The organism is Comamonas sp. 4034 (assembly GCF_050434545.1).
In the GTDB taxonomy this organism is placed as follows: Bacteria; Pseudomonadota; Gammaproteobacteria; order Burkholderiales; family Burkholderiaceae_C; genus Comamonas; species Comamonas odontotermitis.
Map to the genome: position 1 here is coordinate 173,981 of NZ_JBNDIT010000009.1, position 17,606 is coordinate 191,586.

The window sequence follows — 17,606 nt, forward strand, 5'->3', positions numbered from 1 at the left end:
CGGCTGCGTGCTACGCTTTGCGCCCTATGTTCAACCCCTCCCAAGCCGATGTGCGGCGTTTTTTCTGCGCTGCACATGCCAAGCAGCAAGCCGGCCAGCCCATGGAAGCCATCGAAACCCTGGCAGGCCTGTGGATTGCCGAGCACCCCGAATACCGCGAAGACCTGAGCGACGTGGATGCGGCCATCGCCCGTAACTACGACCTGACACCCGACAAGACCAACCCGTTTCTGCATCTGTCCATGCACCTGTCGATCAGCGAGCAATGCAGCATCGACCAGCCACGTGGCATCCGCCAGGCGGTGGAGTTGCTCGCCAAGCGCCTGGGCTCGCTGCATGATGCACATCATGTTGCGATGGAGTGCCTGGGCACCATGCTGTGGGAGAGCCAGCGCTCGGGCCGCCCCCCTGATGGAGACGCCTACGTGGCAGCCGTGCAGCGCAACGCCACCAAGGACTGAGCGCCGCTCTCCCCCCTAACAAAGCAGAACGCCCGGCATTGCCGGGCGTTTTTGCTGAAGCAACTGCTGCGTTGCCCGCCATTGCTGCCTTATTTGCTGCGGAAGCGCGATTCCGGCACGGTCTGCAAGCCGCCCTGCAGGCTGCCGATGTAGTCTGCCAGCTCTTTCATCTCCGCATGGTTGAACTGCTTGGCCATGGCCCCCATCACCGGGTGCGAACGGCCGATGTATCCGTTCTTCTCCACGGTGTAGGACTTGAGGGCTGCATACAGATAGTCGGCATTCTGGCCAGCCAGCTTGGGATAGGTGGGATCGATGGCCTTGGAGAAATTGTCGCCATGGCACGATGCGCAGGTGCCTTTCTTCAGCAGCTCAGCGGTCTTGGTGCTCGGCTCTCTCGAAGGCTTTTCAGCTACCGTTACATCACCGGTGGTGTGCTTTTCGTAATACGCGGCCAGATCAGCAATGTCCTGGTCGGTCAGCGAGTCGGCAATGGCGCGCATGGTGGGGTGTTTGCGGTCGCCTTTTTTGTATGCATGCAACGCTGCCTCGATGTACTTGCCGTTCTGCCCCGAGATCTTCGGTACCTGGTACACCTCAGGAAAACTGGCCTTGTAGCCCACGATACCGTGGCAGCCAATGCACATGGCAATTTTTCCTTCGGCAGCCTTGGCATCACCCTTCACCTCCTGGGCCGCCGCCCAACCCGTCACAGACGCGACAGCCAATGCAAATACCGTGGTCAATGTTTTATTCATTTTGCGCGCACAATCGTGTGGAAAAGCTACCGCGTCTAGGCGGTGTCTAAGTTTATAGTCAACGCTGAAACAGACCCTGTCACCTCGATTCTGCATTCTCTTTCATGAAATTCCAAGGCACACAGAACTACGTTGCGACCAATGACCTGATGCTCGCGGTCAATGCGGCAATTACCCTTCAAAGACCGCTTCTCGTCAAGGGGGAACCCGGCACAGGGAAAACCATGCTGGCGGAAGAAGTGTCGCAGGCGCTAGACATGCCGCTGCTGCAGTGGCACATCAAGTCCACCACCAAGGCGCAGCAAGGCTTGTACGAGTACGATGCGGTCAGTCGTCTGCGAGACAGCCAGCTTGCCGATGTGGAAGGTGCGGCCCGTGTGCATGACATCCACAACTACATCGTCAAAGGCGTGCTGTGGCAGGCCTTCACCGCAGACCGGCCCGTGGCCCTGCTGATCGATGAAATCGACAAGGCCGACATCGAATTCCCCAATGATCTGCTGCGCGAACTCGACCGCATGGAGTTCTATTGCTACGAGACGCGCGAGATGATCCGCGCCAAGCACCGCCCGCTGGTGTTCATCACCTCCAACAACGAGAAGGAGCTGCCCGATGCCTTCCTGCGCCGCTGCTTCTTTCACTACATCAAGTTCCCAGACGCGGAGACGATGAAGCAGATCGTCGAGGTGCATTTCCCGACGCTCAAGCAGGAGCTGCTGTCGGCGGCCATGAAGGTGTTCTTCGAAATCCGCAACCTGCCAGGCCTGAAGAAAAAACCGTCGACCAGCGAGCTCATCGACTGGCTCAAGCTGCTGGTTGCCGAAGACATTCCGCCCGAGGTGCTGCAGACCGCCGACCAGAAGATTGCCGTGCCCCCCCTGGTGGGCGCGCTTTTGAAGAACGAGCAGGACGTGAGCCTCTTTGAGAAGCTGGTCTTCATGAACCAGCGCAACCGCTAGCCAGCGCATGGCCACACCGCAGCAACTGTTGACCGAAGGATTGACAGACGCCATCGGCTTTCTGGCCGGTGCGCTGGCAGGCTGGGGCATTTCGCACCTGCTGGGCTGGCCGCTGTTTGAAGAAGGCTACAGCGCGGGCAGCATTGCCGCGATTGCGCTGGTGGGCCTGGGCGGCGGGGCAGGCCTTCAACTGGCCAGGCGCTGGCGAAAGTCCAGATAGAAACACGCTGAAATACCCCGCGGTTAAGCACAATCCGCTATCCAATTCATCACATTCAGGAACACCATGGCTTTTGTGGAACCCATCGATCTGCGCCGCAACGGCGTGCTGCTCACGCCCCTGGACTTTGCGCATGAAGACGGCCTGCGTGCCGCTGCGCAGGATGGCGAACTCTGGAAGATCCGCGTCACCTCCGTTCCCGAGCCGGAAAACACCAGGCTCTACATCGAGCAGGCCATGAACATGCGCGAAGCGGGCAACCGCATGCCATTTGCCGTCATCGATGAAGCCACGGGCAAGGTGCTGGGCAGCACCAGCTACCACGACATCGTGCCCGCCTTGAAGCGCGTGGAAATTGGCTACACCTGGTATGCGCAGAGCGTGCAGCGCAGCCATGTCAACACCACCTGCAAGCTGACCTTGCTGACGCATGCATTCGAAACCCTGGGCGCTGCCGTGGTGGGCTGGCGAACCGATAACTTCAACTTTGCCAGCCAGCGGGCGATTGAGCGCCTGGGGGCCAGGAAGGACGGCGTGATCCGCCACCACGCGCCCCGCCGCGATGGCACCGTGCGCGACACCGTGATGTACAGCATGCTCGCTGGCGAGTGGCCCGAAGCCAAGGCACAGTTGCTGTACCTGCTGAACAAGCCACGCTGATGTTCGTCAAGCGACCTCGCGCCTGATGGGCGCCAGGCGCAATGGCTGCGAAACTACAGCACCGGCGCCATCATGCCCACCACGTTGTGTACCAGCCGGGTATGAAATGGCCAGGCGCGCACCGTTGCCACATCCACGGGCTTTGACACGGACAGGTAGCCCAGTTGCCGCGCGCGTATGCTGCCCGTCACCTCGCAGTCGCTGATCAACAGGTTGTTCTCGTAGTTCAGCTCCAGGCTGCGGCGGTCCATGTTGGCCGACCCCACCAGGCTGATCTCGCCGTCCAGGGTCAAGGTCTTCGCGTGCAGCACACCCAGCGGATACTCGTAGAGCGCCACCCCGTTGCTCAGCAGGTCGGCATAGCAGCTGCGGCAGGCCTGCGCCACCAGCCATGAATCATTGCGTGCGGGCACGATCAGGGTGGTGGCCACCCCACGCCGGGGCGCGGCGCACAGGGCGCGTAACAAGGCCTCGTCCGGTACAAAGTATGGCGTGGTGATCAGCAGTTCGTGGCGCGCTGCGTACATGCTGGCCACAAACAGATCGGACATGCCGTTGTGCCGCGCCGTGGGGCCTGTTTCCACCGCCTGCGCCACGCAGTTGCCCGGCGCGGCATCCGCCGCGGCCACCGGCGCATTGGGCAGGTCGTCCAGCCCGGCTTCGTTGGTCTCCGGAATCCAGCCGCTCAAGAACAGCGTCTGCATCTGCCGTACCACCGGCCCCTCACAGCGCAGCAGCACATCGATCCAGGGCGCGTACCTTGCTTTGATGCGGAACTCGGGGTCCGCGCAATTCTGGCTGCCGCAATAGGCGATGCGGTTGTCGATCACCACCAGCTTGCGGTGGTCGCGCAAATCCACGCGGCTGAGCGCCATGTGGCGCAGGCGGCTCACATCATCCAGCGTGGCCAGCAATTGCACTCCAGCCTGCGCCAGCTCCCGCCACAGGGCGCCATCATGAAAGGCGCGCGAACCAAGCGCATCCACCATCACCCGGCACTGCACGCCACGGCGTGCGGCAGCCGCCACCGCCTGCGCAAGGCGCTGGCCGGTATCGTCGGCCAACCAGATGTAGAAGGCGATGTGCACCTGCTGACGCGCCTGCGCGATGTCGTCGATCAGATGGTGGATGGCCGCCTTGGAATTGACCATGGGCTGGGCCGGTACCGCCGTCGCGTCGCCCAGCAGCACGATGCGGTTGCCCGCAACTGCATCAAAACCGGTAATGGAATGCGCCAGGGCCACCAGGGATGCTGCCGCCCCCGACACCTGCGCAGGCGTCTGCACCGGCCGCTGCAAAGTAGTCTGCACCCGGCGCAGCCGCCGCGCGCGCGAGCGCCCGATGCTGGTCTCGCCCAGCAACAGATAGGCCGCAATACCCACCAGCGGCACCAGCATGATGACTGCCACCCATGCTGCACGCGAGGCAGGCGAACGGTTGGCCCGCGTCAGCGCGCGGGCCGCGACCAGCAGATGCAAGATGAAAACAGAGCCTGTCCACAGTTGGGGAAGCAGATTGCTGTGCATGAGATTCGACGGACACGCCAATACAGATGGTTCATGCTAGCACGGCCTTCATCTGCGCCTGAGCCCCGGTGGGCGCCATTCACAGCCTGCTCAGCAGGCTTTCCTGCAGCGCAGGCAGATGCTGCTCGGGCAGAATATTGCTCATGTGCTTTTTCACGTTGTCCGCATAGCTGGCGTTGGTCTTTTGCTTCAGAAATTGAAGCACCTTGAGCAGATTGACCACCAGATCGCTCTCGTTCTGGCTGGCATTGAGCTGCGCCAGCATGTGCTGGGCATCGCCGCCGCGCTGCATCTGCAGGATGCCGGATGCATACATCTTGCATGCGGCCAGAGAGCGTTTGGCAGCGGAAGACGACAGCGCCTCCCGTGCAGGCGCCAACGCAGGTGCCAAAGGCGCCGGGCGCGAGGGCTGCAGGTCGATGCCCGCTGGCAGCAGCGTGGATTCGCGCTGTTCTGCTGCCGGGGAAGGCGCCAGCGATGCCTGGCGCAACGCGTCATGGGAGTCGCGAGTCGTCCAGGCCTGCCCTTCCACCGGACGCTGCACCAGATACCCCTGGGCCAGCAGGCTGTCCATCAATGCCAGGGCGGTGTCACCGAGCCAACCCGCAATCTCTTGACGGGAGCGGATGCCATCGCACAAGATGAGGATCTGCCGCTCCTGCACCGACAGGCTGGCACGGTTGCGCAACGCCTGCCTGGCCTTGTCCGTTTTGATCATCACCATGGCAGCATGCTCCCCCAAGTCCCGTTAGACTGGAAAGACTAGCTCGCTTCTGTTACCAATTGTTTACAACCCCATGCTGATCGACTTTTTCTACACCTTGCGCGCGGCCAAGCTGCCAGTTTCGGTCAAGGAACTGCTCACCCTGCTGGAGGCACTGGACAAAGGCCTGGCCGGTCCACGATCGGAAGATGCCTGGAGCCTGGACGATTTCTACTTTCTGGCCCGCACCTGCCTGGTCAAGGATGAAAAGCTGTTCGACAAGTTCGACCAGGCTTTCTCCGCCTATTTCAAAGGCATGGAGCTGCTCACAGACTGGAAGAAGGAACTGCCGGAAGACTGGCTCAAACAGGTGCTGGAGCGGGAGCTGAGCCCCGAGGAAAAGGCGGCGATCGAGGCCATGGGCTGGGATGAGTTGATGGAAACCTTGAAAAAGCGCCTCGAAGAGCAGAAGGAGCGCCACGAAGGCGGCAGCAAGTGGATCGGTACCGGCGGCACCAGCCCGTTTGGCCACGGCGGCTACAACCCCGCAGGCATCCGCATTGGCGGCCCCGGTAAAAGCCGAAGCGCGGTCAAGGTGTGGGAGCAGCGTGCCTACCGCGACTACGACGACACGCAGGAGCTGGGCACGCGCAACATCAAGGTGGCGCTGCGCCGCCTGCGCAAGTTCGCCCGCGACGGCAACGAACTCGAACTCGATCTGCCCAACACCATCCGGGCCACCGCCGCCAACGCAGGCTATCTGGACATCAAGATGATCCCCGAGCGGCACAACAATGTGAAAGTGCTGCTGCTGATGGATGTGGGCGGCACGATGGACGACCACATCCAGCGCGTCGAGGAGCTGTTTTCCGCCGTCAAGAGCGAGTTCAAGCACCTGGAGTTCTATTACTTCCACAACTGCGTCTACGACTACATGTGGAAAAACAACAAGCGCCGCTATGCCGAAAAATTTCCGACCTGGGACATCATCAGAAAATATAACAAGGATTACAAACTGATCTTTGTGGGGGATGCCACAATGAGTCCTTACGAAATCCTACAACCGGGCGGCTCGGTTGAATATAACAATGAAGAACCGGGTGCCGAATGGATCAAGCGCCTGACTAACGCTTTTCCCAAGCACGCTTGGATCAACCCCGAACCGCAAGGTGTCTGGCAATACCGCCAGAGCATCAGCCTGATACAACAACTCGTAGGCGACCGTATGTTTCCCCTGTCATTGAAAGGCCTGGAGGACACAATGCGGTTGCTGTCAAAGTGACCATGCGATATCGCCTGACGACGCCGGTCCTGCCGGCGTTTTTTATTGTTTTTTCCGCCTTGCTGACTGGCTGCAGCAGCACACCGCGCGCCAGTGGCGAGGATGCACAGAGCAGTGCCAAGGGCACCGAAACCGCGGCAGACAGAAATTCCGACGGCCACGATGCCGACAACGACCAGCCCGCGTTCGACCTGACCGTGAAAGCGCCCGACGATGTCAGAAAGTACCTGGAGCAATACATCGACCTCAAGCGCTACCGCAGCTTTCCCGGCCTGCAGCTGACCGAGTTGACGCGGCTTTTGGGCAGTGCCGACGAGAACGTGCGCGAGCTGCTGGGCACGCTGGGCTATTTCAGCCCCGAGATACAAATTGATGTATTCGATACAGGTGCAGCGCCTGCGGGCAGCGGAATATCTGCGGCAGACAGCGAAGCCCGCCCGCAGATCATCATCTCAGTCACTCCCGGCGTACAGACCAAGGTGGCCGATGTGGCACTGGACTACACCGGCGCCGTGACGGAGGAGAAGAACTTCGCCAGCCGGCGCGAGCGACTGCTGCGCAACTGGGACCTGCCGCCCGGCACCGGGTTCACCCAGAAAGGCTGGGACAGTGCAAAGTCCGAAGGCCTTCGCACCCTGCAGCGCCGCCGCTACCCCACCGCAAAGATCGAGTCCAGCAAGGCCGATATTGACGGCGACACCAACCAGGCCCGGCTGTCGGTGCACTACGACAGCGGGCCGCTGTACAAGTTTGGCCCCCTGTCGATTGAAGGCGCCGAGCGTTACGACCCGGTCGGCACTGCCCGCATTGCGCGCCTGCCCACCGGCCGTGACTACAGCGAAACCGCCATGCTCGATGCGCAGACGCGGCTGGCCGCAAGCGGCTACTACGATTCTGTCTTTCTGACGCTGGACACCAACACCCAGATACCTGAGGCCGCGCCCGTGATTGCCCAGGTGCGCGAGGCCAAATTGCAAAAGGTGGTCTTCGGTATCGGTATGTCCACTGATACCGGCCCGCGCCTGAGCCTCGACCATATCCACAACAAGATGCCTCTGCTGGGCTGGCGCGCGGTGAGCAAGCTCTCGTTCGAGCGCGACAAGAAACTGATCAGCACGGAGTGGACCGACCTGCCCGGCGAAGACGGCTGGGCGGACTTTGCAGGCGGCGAAGTCAAGCGCGAAATCAACGGCGACTTCACCATCAACTCGGCCCAGATTCGCGGTGGTCACAAGAAAAGCACCGACCACATCGACCGCAGCGCATTCCTGCAGTACGACTTCTCGTCTTCCGTACAGGGCCTGGAAAAGATTCCATCCAGTAGCGCCATCAGCGCCAATTACGGCTGGACAGGCCGCTACTTCAACAACAACACCAATCCCACGCGGGGCTACGGCATTGCGGCAGAACTGGGCGCAGGCTTCACCCTCACGCCTCAGCGCGACCCATTCATGCGCGCCCTGCTGCGCTGGCAAGGATTTGTACCGGCCGGTACGGTGACCGCGCCCAATGGCAGCTCGCGTGGAGCGCGTCTCGCACTGCGGGCCGAAGGGGGCGCAATTCTGGCCAAGGATTCTGCAGTCATTCCTGCCACGCAGCTTTTCATCACCGGTGGCGACACCACTGTGCGTGGCTATGGCTACAAGCAGATTGGCGCCAGCGTTGCCGGCGACAAGGTCTACGGCGGCCGCTACATGTACGTGGGCAGCGTTGAATATCAGCGCCCTCTGGTGCGCAATGGCGAAGTCAGCGACTGGGAATCGGCCGTGTTTGCCGATGTGGGCTCGGTAGCCGACAAGGTCGGCGACATGACCCCCTACTGGGGCATTGGTACGGGCCTGCGCTGGCGCAGCCCGGTGGGCGCACTGCAGGCCGATGTGGCCTACGGACTGAAAGACCAGCGCTTTCGCCTGCATTTGCGCCTGGGATACAGCTTTTGACCATGGCAGATACCTCTCTCTCCACGCCGCAGGGCAGCCAACCAACGCCACCGCCTCTTCGTAAGAAAGCAAGCTGGGGCAGACGCATTGCGCGCTGGCTGCTATGGTTTTTTGTATTGATCTTCGTCGCAATCGCTGCATTGCTGGGCGGTGCCTGGTGGTGGAGCGGGCAGGATGACTCGCTCGCACGCGTCATCGCCATCGCGCAGCGCTTCCTGCCAGCAGACCAGAAGCTGCAGGCCACCGATGTGCGCGGCAGCCTGCGACAAGGCGGCAGCATCGGCAACCTGCAGTGGAGCAACCCCTCCATCAGCGTCGACATGAGCGGCGCCACCATTGGCTGGACCCTCGACAATATCTGGGATCGTGAAGTGCGCCTCGCACCGATCCACATTGCCCAGCTCACCATCACGCCATCCGGCATCGAGCAACCCAAGGAGCCTACCCAGCCGCTGGAGCAGTTGCCGCTGCCGCTGCGTGTGCTCGATATTCCCTTCTCCGTGGATGAAATCGTCTGGGCCGCCGCCCAGCCCATCACCATCGCCGGACTACAGGGCCACTACCTGTATCAGAGCGACGAGCACCGCCTGCAGGTCACCAGCGTGCAGGCCTTCAACGGCAGCTACCAGGCCCAGCTTACCCTGGGTGCACTGGCGCCGATGGAACTCGATGGCGAGCTGCGCGCCCATGTAGACCAACCGGCTACCGCACAGCTGCCAGCCATGTTGGCCGATGCCACTGCCAACGTCACCGGCAACCTGGCAGGTGCCGACGCCAGCCTGCGTGTGGTGGCCCAGCTCAAGCCCCAGATTGCGCCGCCATCGCCGACAGACAGTACAACTGCCGCGCCGAAGAACGCCCCAGCCAAAGCCGCAGGCAATACGCCGCGCCATGGCCAGGACCAGACCGCGCAGGCCCTGGCCAAAGCCCCCCCCATGCAGGCCGATGTGGATGCCACCATCTACCCCTGGAAACCCTGGCCGGTGGGCCCCACGCAGGCCACCGTACAAAGCATCAACCTGGCAGCGTTTATGCCTGGCCTGCCCACCACCCTGCTCAACGGCAAAATCGCGGTGACCGAAGCCCAGGCCGATGCACTGGCCAAGGCACAGGCAGACAGCCCTGCGCCCGCCCTGGCGGCCCCGCCTGCCGAGGCGCCAGCAGAGGCCGCTGCACCTGCCCTGCTGCCTGTGCCCCTCGACATCGCCGTTGATATCGACAATGCCCTGCCCGGCCCGCTGGACACGCAGCGCCTGCCCATTCAACACCTGCAAGCCCAGGCCTTGTTTGATGGCCAGCGTATCGATGTGCTGGATGGCACCACCGTGCAACTGGGCGACGGCCGCCTGCAAGCCGCAGGCCACTACCGGCTGACAGACCACCATGCTGCGCTGCAAGCCGAGCTGCAGGCGCTGAACCCGGCACTTATCGACACCCGGGTGGACAGCGCACCGCTCTCCGGCAAGCTGACGGCCCAGTCGCAGGACGACGCTATTGTTTTTGACAGCGACATACGCTCCAACCGTGCGCCAGAAGCCCGAAGCACCAAGAACCCAAAAACCACGGCCCGCCTGCCCATCGACCGCATCATCGCCAAAGGCCGCTGGAAAGCGCCCGAGCTGCAACTGCAGACCGCGCAGATCGACGCGCTGGGCGCGCACCTCAGTGCCGAGCAGCTGGTTGCCAATATCGAAAAGAGAAGCGGTGCAGGCCGCGTAAGTGCCCAGGTGCCCGGCGCCAACCTGGACATCCAGGCCCAGGCCACGCCGACCCAGGGCAAGGGCGACGCGAGCCTGAAGCTGGCCAGTGCAGAACAGTTGATGCAATGGCTGCGCAAGGTACCCGGCGTTGCCGAGGCGCTGCCTGCAGACTTCAGCGCACAAGGCAGCCTGGAGGCCAAGCTGCATTACAGCGGTGGCTATGGCGATGCATTGCGCCAACTGCAGCAGGCCGGCCTCCTCGCCAAACTTCCCGAAGGCGTGGCAACCAAAGGCGCACAATCGTTTGCGCTGGAGGCAACCGTCAACACCCCGCAGCTCACCGTGCGCACCAGCAACAATGCCGAGGACAGCTGGCAACTGCGCAACACCCAACTGGCGTTGATCGGCAACCTCGCCAAGGTGCAGGCCGATCTGCAAACCGAAGCGCGCCATGGCGAGCAGCAGTTTGGTGGCCAGATCAAGATGGCGGCCAGCAGCAATGCACAGCAGCAGTGGACGGGCAGCCTGAGCCAGCTGCAGGCCCGCGCCACGCTCCCGCCCAACAAGGAGCCATGGCAGTTGGCGCTGCAGCAGCCGCTCGATTTCAAGCTGCAATTGCCCCAAGGCAAACAAGCACTGACCGCCAGTACCGGAACAGGACAGCTGCACCTCACTGGCCCGCAGGCTGGCACCGTCGTGCTGCAATGGAACCCACTTCAGTTCAGCCAGGGCGCAGACAAATCCGTGCAATTGCAAAGCACCGGCAGCGTGCAAGGCCTGCCACTGCGCTGGGCGCGCGCCTTCCAAAAGCCTGACGCCAACCAGAACCAGGGCACCAGCCCGCTCGATTCGGACCTCGTCGTGCAAGGCCGGTGGGACATCAGCACCACCAATGGCCTCAACGCCAAGCTGGAAGTGGAACGGGCGAGCGGCGACTTGCGCCTGCATGTGCAGGGCAGCCGACCCAAGAGCGTCACCTTCCACTCCAGCGGCAAACAGGGCAGCCTTGCCAAGGCGTTTGCCGAACAAAAGGAAACCATCACCGCCGGCATCCGTACCGCAACCGTTGCCCTGACCGTGCAGGAGCGCCAGGTACGTGCCAATGTGCGCTGGGATTCTGCCAACGCGGGCGAGCTCAATGCCGATCTGCAGACCGCGCTGCAATTCGAAGGCAAAGACTATCTGGCTGCAACCGTCGCGCCCGATGCCCCGCTCAGCGGCACCATCAAGGCCCAGATGCCTGACCTGGGCATCTGGGCCAGCTTCGCCCCGCCTGGATGGCGCGTGGCAGGCAGCCTGGGCGCAGACGTGCAGCTGGCCGGCAACCTGCGCGATCCGCGCTGGAGTGGGAGCCTGTCGGCCGACAAAATGCATATCCAGTCGCAGCTCGATGGCGTGGATCTGCGCAACGGCACCCTGCGTGCCCAGCTCAATGGCAATGAACTGGCACTGCAGCGCCTGCACTTTGACGGCGGTGAAGGCAGCCGCGCCCGCATCATCGGCTACAGCGGCAACCTGACTGAAGCCCCCGTCGACGGCGGCACCCTGGATGCAACAGGCACGATCCGCTGGAGCATGCCCGAAGATGGCGGCAAGCCCGACATCACCATGGACATCCGAACCCAGGCCAAGGCCCTGCAGGTACTGGTGCGCGCCGACCGGCAGGTCAGCATCTCAGGCGATGTGCGCAGCCAGCTGCAACAAGGCCAGATGCGCATCACCGGCGACCTGCGCGTGGACCGCGCCAGCATCATGCTGGCCAACGAATCCTCACCCACCCTGGGCAGCGATGTGGTGGTGCATACCAAGGCGAGCCGTGCCGCCGCTGCCGAAAAGGCCAAACAGGAGGCGGCCCAAGCCGCCGAAGGCAAGGCCAACGAACCCGCCGGCGGCATCACCCCCGCCAAGCCCATGCTGCTGGATGTGAAGCTGGATCTGGGCAATGATTTTGCGCTGCAAGGCTATGGCATCACCACGCGCCTGCGCGGCACGCTCAATGTGCAGAACGCAGGCGGCAACGGAATCGGCATGCCTCGCATCACCGGCGTCATCACCACAGAGGAAGGCCGGTACCGCGCCTGGGGACAGGTGCTGAATGTGGAAACCGGCCAGATCCGGTTCAACGGCCCCTACAACAACCCATCGCTCGAGATTCTGGCGCTACGCCCCAACATCTCGGTCAAGGCCGGTGTGCAGGTCAGTGGCTCCGCCATGGCGCCGCGCGTGCGCCTGTACTCCGACCCGGAAATGCCCGATGCCGAGAAAATATCATGGGTGGTCATGGGCCGCGACCCTGCCGGCGGCGGCGCCAGCAGCGCCATGATGCAGCAGGCCGCCCTCGCCCTGCTGGGCGGCGGATCGGGCGAGAGCCTGACTGGCAACATCGCCAAGGGACTGGGCCTGGATGAAATCGGCCTGGGCGGCGACAACGGCTCTGCCGGCCTGTCGCTGGGCAAGCGCCTCTCCAAGGACTTGTATGTGACCTACGAAGCCGGTCTGGGCGGCACGCTGGGTGCGCTCTACATCTTCTACGATTTCACCCGCAACCTGCAGTTGCGCGGATCGGCAGGCGTGACCAGCGCGCTGGATCTGATCTACACGCTGCGTTTTGACTAGGGCAGCCACAACACAGAGCGGAGTTTGTCCGGCACCTGCCGAACACCACCTACAATAGCTGCTTGGTCTCACTCCCTGTAGTTCAATGGATAGAACGAGTGCCTCCTAAGCGCTAGATACAGGTTCGATTCCTGTCGGGGGGGCCAATTTTTCGCAATGAAATCAATTGGCCTGTCTTTTTTTAGGCCCTCCGGGGACATACCGGGGACATGAACAACCTATTTCGGTCTAATTCAGGGCTCTGTTTCTTCCAGCACTTTCCGCACCTTTTCCCTGAAATCTGGGCACACACCAGGCGCATATAGTTGCTCTTGCATCTTCTTGCGTTGCCTTTTGTCTACAGCCATTTTCCGTAGGCGTGGGGTTGGATCGGACTCGCGGGATTTGTCGAATGCCATGTGGGCTTCTCCTGTGAAAAGCCTCAGTATCAGCAAGATCAGAGATTTAGCACTGCGGCAAAATTTCGCTGCTGCCAAAAACACGTCTTCTGAAGGCATCACCGCCACATCAAAAACGCTCTGGAGCGGCTCCAGCGCCAGCACAACGCCGCTCTCGCGCGGCTGCAGAGCGAGGTAACTGCCGCCTCAAGTATTCCGGCTCTTGCCAGTGATGGCAGCTCCAATGATCTCGATGAGCGTGGACAGCCCTAGCAAGCCAATGGATGCCTTTGCCTGCCCGTAAAACGCAAGGGCTATTGCACCAATCAAGAGAGCCACAGCAACGATGTGCACGGTTTTCATGGGTAGTTCCGGATTGTGCAGACGCACCGCATTGGGGTAATACATCCGCGCCTCTCACAATGAAAGCGACAAATTCTCAAATTGCGGAATTTAGAAAATTACATCGGTTTAGTGAGTAGTTCGCTGATCCACCCATACAAGCTTTCAGTCAAACACAAATTGCCTGCTTATATCTGTTGGAACTCAAAAGCCTGAGCGTTATTGTCACTGGTTCGATTTCGATAGAGCCGCTCAATAGCTGATTGACTAGACTGGCACCCTCAACCAATGAGGGCGCAATGCACCAAGAACCAGACTTCATACAGAACCTGAGACAAGAGTTCGGGGATGGATGGCGCTGGATAGAGCGCTGCATTGTACTGGCTTACGCTGTAGCCGCAGGGCTATGTGTCGTGGGGTTCACCATGATTGCAGAAGCCGCTTTCAGCTGGTTCATGCGCATCTATCATTGGCAAGGCGGGTGGGCCGTACTGCTATGGACTCCTTGCCTGACTGCCGGAATTGTCTGGGCAACGCGCCGATGGGCACCAGGTGCAGCAGGATCGGGAATTCCTCAAGTCATGGCTGCGCAAGAGACTTCCCTTAATGACCAACAGCGCAGTCGATTTGTCTCGCTTTGGCTATCTGTCTCCAAAATATCTCTCGCGGGTCTTGGTTTTCTCGCCGGTCTATCAATAGGCCGCGAAGGACCATCTGTGCAAGTTGCTGCTGGCGTAATGCACCATGCAAAGCGCTGGTTTGGCCCTCGGTCAGGCATCACCAGTCACGCGCTGTTGGTGGCTGGTGGTGCAGCAGGTATTGCTGCAGCATTCAATGCACCACTTGCCGGGGTTGTGTTCGCCATTGAAGAGCTTTCGCGCAAACTGGAATCGCGTGCGAGCGGACTAATCATCGCAGCTATTGTTCTCGCGGGTCTCATGGGCGTTTCTTTCTTCGGAAATTTGAGCTATTTCGGACGCATTCAGGTTCCAGGGCTTGGATGGGACGCACTACTCCCTGGCATATGCGTCGCTCTAAGCTGTGGCGTGCTTGGTGGCCTGTTTGCGAAGCTCATGGCAGCGTCTTTGACAGGAGCGCCAGAGCGCCTTAATCGCCTCCGAGCTCGATTTCCGATCCGTTTTGCCGCTGGCGGTGGTCTGCTAATTGCCGTCATTGGCTTGGCAACGAGTGGCGCAACTTTTGGTGCAGGATCGGAAGAGGTCAAGCATATGCTGGCAGGTCAAGCCGAAATGCCGACACTGTATGTAACCCTCAAATTCATTGCGACATGGCTATCTGCCTGGGTGGGAGTACCTGGCGGAATCTTTGCTCCATCGCTTTCAATTGGTGCAGGCGTCGGACACAATGTTTCTCTCCTGATGGGTAGCGACATAGCACCTGCACTCATCGCTATGGGCATGGCCGCCTTCCTTGCGGCCGTCACACAAGCGCCGCTCACCGCATTCATCATTGTCATGGAAATGGTCGATGGACACTCTATGGTCTTGAGTTTGATGGCAGCAGCGATGCTGGCTAGTCTTGTCTCTCGCATGATTGCAAGACCTCTTTATGAGACCCTTGCGAACTACATGCTGAGCCAAGTGCAGGGCTCGACTCCCTCCAAGGAAGAGGAACCAGGGCAAAAATCCTTACCCTCACCATGAGGCATTGACCCTATTGAAAGCCCGATAGAACAACCACCCTCATTGCTCCTGCTTTCAACCCCAGAACTGCCCATGCAACAGCTTCAGCTTGGAGGCCAGCGTCTCCGGGTCGTTCTGCATGTGCAGGACGGGGGTTGTTCCGATGCTCACATGCTCATACCAGATGTGAAACGCTCGGGCCTTGGGGATCATGCGGGCCGCGTCTCGGATCGCGCCAGCAATGCAGCTCGATGTGAAGCACAGGGCTTCTGAGTGTTCATTCATGACCCGGGCCAGATACTGACCGGGCGCGCTTTTTTCAATGTGCAGGCTCTGGATCATTTTTTCACTTCGGGGACGAATTGAATGGTGCCTATTTTCTCCGCCGCGATGCTGCTGGGTGTAGGCCGAATCCAATGGTTCCATAGCCCTTTCATCCAGGCCAGGGCGTAGAGCACGCTCACAGCGAATATGCCCCACTGCTCAGCCTTCCATTAGGCATAGAACCAGAACGGCTGACCAAGCATGCCGAAGATGCAGGCCCATCGCCTGAAAGCCTCCGAGCACGGCAATGGCGATCTGATCTATCTGCATGGGCTCACCCCAAAATACTGTATATAAAAACAGTATATAGAGTTTTCTGAATGCGTCGCAGCACCATTGTTGTTAAATATTGACATTCCACATCGATAGAAAAAATTCTGCACATAATTGCAGCATCAGAACAAAGTTCTACAGGAGGGAAAATTGTTAAATTTCAAATACTTGAAGAAATTCGTCGCAGCTGCCGCAGTTTGCGCAGCACCCTTTGCATTCTCTGCAACTATTCCAACCATCAGTTGCACCTCCGACCCTAATCTTTTCAATACTGGATACAACGAGGCTACGGGGACTGCTTTGCCTAATGGCAGCCTCGACCCTCGATGGGAAAGAGGGCTGGGAAACACGACTGGTCCTGCCTCGGTCGCAAGTTGGTCAGATGTGCCAGTTAACTACAGTGCCAGTGCATGGGTCACGTCACCATTTGGGAATGCTGGCTGGCTGGGGTTCGCTGCTGGCCCAGGTGAGTTTTACTATCGCATGTCTTTTAATCTAGACGCCACGGTAGTTCCAAGCAACTTCAGCCTCCCTATGACATATGCCACTGATGACTTGGCAATGGAAATATATGTAAATGGAATTCCTCAAAGTAGCCACGGCATGACTTTTCCACGGGGTGGTTTCAGCGCATTGAGCCAACTCACTCTGAATGATGATTGGCAAGCTGGACTAAATACTCTCGTATTCCGAATCAACAACATTTCATCGCCATCTGGCTTTTTGGCGCAAATGCAGCCAAGCAAAGGTGTATGTGCACAAGCTGTGGTGGATGTGACAAAGGTCTCGAGCACTCCAACGGTCGCACCCCTTGGTTCACTGTCCTATACCATCACTGTATCCAATAACACGTTAGTTACGGCGAACAATGTCTCTGTGTTAGATACACCTCCTGCAGGCGTATTCAGTGGTACGGAGTGGAGCTGTACTGGCACAGGTGGAGCAGTCTGTCCAGCAGTCTCCGGGACTGGAGGCATTAATCACTCTGGCATTGATTTACCCTCCGGCGCAATGCTGACCTATAGTATGACTGGCCAAGTCATCGCGAGTCCACCTGCGTCATTTATCAACACTGTGTCCGTGGATCCCGGGACTGGTATCTGTAGTGGCGGCGCAGCCGCGCCTTGCACCGCCCAAGCAGCAGTCTCCTCCGTTGGCGTGATTCAGATTACCAAGACCAGCGATGTGAGCTCCCTGCGACCAGGAGAAACGGCCACATTCACAATCACCGTATCCAATCCAGGCAATGCTGGAACCACCCAGATCGCTGTGAGCGATCCTCTACCCGCTGGCTTTACGGAGGGAACCTGGACTTGCTCCGGAACCTGCGGAGCGCTATCAGGCATCCTGCCTTTGGCTGACACAATTGACAGCCTTGCCCCAGGTGGTTCGGCAATCTATACGGTCAAGGCAGTGGGTGCAGCAAGTCTCCCTGATCAAATAACCAACGTAGCTACTGCCTCACCCCAAAGCCCGCAGGTATGCTCGGATGGATCAGCGCCACCCTGCGCTGCACAGGTTTCAATCCAGGGGAACAATCAACCCATAGACCCAAATTTGAAAGCGGTTCCTACACTGGGAGTTTGGGCGCTTATGGGATTGTTTGCACTGCTTAGCATGCTGGGCATAAGAAGCACGCGTCAAAGTTGAGTATCACCCACCGTCGGGTGGCTTTTAAACGCACCATACAAACGAAAAAATGCCTCCCCAGTGCCACGGATTGGCACTGAACTGACCCCCAGAAGTTGGACGCCGATCTAACCTCTGGGAGTTTTCATGGGAAGATATGACGAAGAGTTCAAACGAACTGCCGTCCAGGACT

15 protein-coding genes and 1 tRNA gene are annotated in these 17,606 nt (G+C 60.0%); 10 read left to right on the forward strand and 6 right to left on the reverse strand.

Annotated features, from left to right (window positions below):
- Positions 1-26: 26 nt before the first annotated feature.
- Complete coding sequence (locus tag ABIE32_RS12115; RefSeq protein WP_224151409.1) at positions 27-461, forward strand: DUF1841 family protein; 435 nt, start codon at positions 27-29, stop codon at positions 459-461.
- 89 nt (positions 462-550) lie between these two features.
- Here the strand turns inward: ABIE32_RS12115 and ABIE32_RS12120 are convergent, their stop codons facing one another.
- Complete coding sequence (locus tag ABIE32_RS12120; RefSeq protein ID WP_429016421.1) at positions 551-1,219, reverse strand: c-type cytochrome; 669 nt, start codon at positions 1,217-1,219, stop codon at positions 551-553.
- A 104-nt stretch (positions 1,220-1,323) separates the two neighbouring features.
- On the opposite strand from ABIE32_RS12120, the gene ABIE32_RS12125 reads away from it, so the two are divergent.
- The 3 genes from ABIE32_RS12125 (at position 1,324) to ABIE32_RS12135 (ending at position 3,058) form a co-directional block, all read left to right on the forward strand.
- Complete coding sequence (locus ABIE32_RS12125) at positions 1,324-2,178, forward strand: AAA family ATPase (protein WP_429016423.1); 855 nt, start codon at positions 1,324-1,326, stop codon at positions 2,176-2,178.
- A gap of 7 nt (positions 2,179-2,185) precedes the next feature.
- Entirely contained in the window at positions 2,186-2,398 is a 213-nt protein-coding gene (locus tag ABIE32_RS12130) for a hypothetical protein (protein ID WP_429016424.1), read from the forward strand.
- Between the two features lie 66 nt (positions 2,399-2,464).
- Entirely contained in the window at positions 2,465-3,058 is a 594-nt protein-coding gene (locus tag ABIE32_RS12135) for a GNAT family N-acetyltransferase (RefSeq protein ID WP_429016426.1), read from the forward strand.
- Positions 3,059-3,111: 53 nt separating this feature from the next.
- Here ABIE32_RS12135 and cls read toward each other — a convergent pair whose 3' ends face one another.
- Positions 3,112-4,584, reverse strand: coding sequence for a cardiolipin synthase (cls, locus tag ABIE32_RS12140; protein ID WP_429016429.1), 1,473 nt, complete (start codon positions 4,582-4,584; stop codon positions 3,112-3,114).
- Between the two features lie 79 nt (positions 4,585-4,663).
- Positions 4,664-5,308 (reverse strand): hypothetical protein, encoded by a 645-nt coding sequence (locus ABIE32_RS12145; protein WP_429016430.1) that lies wholly within the window; start codon positions 5,306-5,308, stop codon positions 4,664-4,666.
- 73 nt (positions 5,309-5,381) lie between these two features.
- Here ABIE32_RS12145 and ABIE32_RS12150 point away from each other — a divergent pair, with 73 nt between their 5' ends.
- From ABIE32_RS12150 to ABIE32_RS12165, 4 genes are all read left to right on the forward strand, one after another.
- Positions 5,382-6,569 carry a vWA domain-containing protein gene (locus ABIE32_RS12150; protein ID WP_224151402.1) on the forward strand — a complete coding sequence of 396 codons (1,188 nt, stop codon included), beginning with the start codon at positions 5,382-5,384 and terminating at the stop codon, positions 6,567-6,569.
- 2 nt (positions 6,570-6,571) lie between these two features.
- On the forward strand, positions 6,572-8,509 hold the full coding sequence (locus ABIE32_RS12155; protein WP_429016433.1) for a BamA/TamA family outer membrane protein: 1,938 nt from the start codon (positions 6,572-6,574) through the stop codon (positions 8,507-8,509).
- 2 nt (positions 8,510-8,511) lie between these two features.
- Entirely contained in the window at positions 8,512-12,825 is a 4,314-nt protein-coding gene (locus tag ABIE32_RS12160; RefSeq protein ID WP_429016436.1) for a translocation/assembly module TamB domain-containing protein, read from the forward strand.
- A 71-nt stretch (positions 12,826-12,896) separates the two neighbouring features.
- Positions 12,897-12,971: transfer RNA gene (locus ABIE32_RS12165), tRNA-Arg, on the forward strand.
- Between the two features lie 87 nt (positions 12,972-13,058).
- Here the strand turns inward: ABIE32_RS12165 and ABIE32_RS12170 are convergent.
- Positions 13,059-13,367: a hypothetical protein gene (locus tag ABIE32_RS12170; protein WP_429016438.1), complete on the reverse strand. Its 309-nt coding sequence runs from the start codon at positions 13,365-13,367 to the stop codon at positions 13,059-13,061.
- 42 nt (positions 13,368-13,409) lie between these two features.
- Positions 13,410-13,565, reverse strand: coding sequence for a hypothetical protein (locus ABIE32_RS12175; RefSeq protein WP_429016441.1), 156 nt, complete (start codon positions 13,563-13,565; stop codon positions 13,410-13,412).
- Positions 13,566-13,843: 278 nt separating this feature from the next.
- Here ABIE32_RS12175 and ABIE32_RS12180 point away from each other — a divergent pair, with 278 nt between their 5' ends.
- On the forward strand, positions 13,844-15,208 hold the full coding sequence (locus ABIE32_RS12180) for a chloride channel protein (RefSeq protein ID WP_429016442.1): 1,365 nt from the start codon (positions 13,844-13,846) through the stop codon (positions 15,206-15,208).
- A 54-nt stretch (positions 15,209-15,262) separates the two neighbouring features.
- Here ABIE32_RS12180 and ABIE32_RS12185 read toward each other — a convergent pair whose 3' ends face one another.
- Positions 15,263-15,613 carry a hypothetical protein gene (locus ABIE32_RS12185; protein ID WP_429016444.1) on the reverse strand — a complete coding sequence of 117 codons (351 nt, stop codon included), beginning with the start codon at positions 15,611-15,613 and terminating at the stop codon, positions 15,263-15,265.
- 321 nt (positions 15,614-15,934) lie between these two features.
- On the opposite strand from ABIE32_RS12185, the gene ABIE32_RS12190 reads away from it, so the two are divergent.
- Positions 15,935-17,434 (forward strand): hypothetical protein, encoded by a 1,500-nt coding sequence (locus ABIE32_RS12190; RefSeq protein WP_429016446.1) that lies wholly within the window; start codon positions 15,935-15,937, stop codon positions 17,432-17,434.
- Positions 17,435-17,606 lie beyond the last annotated feature (172 nt).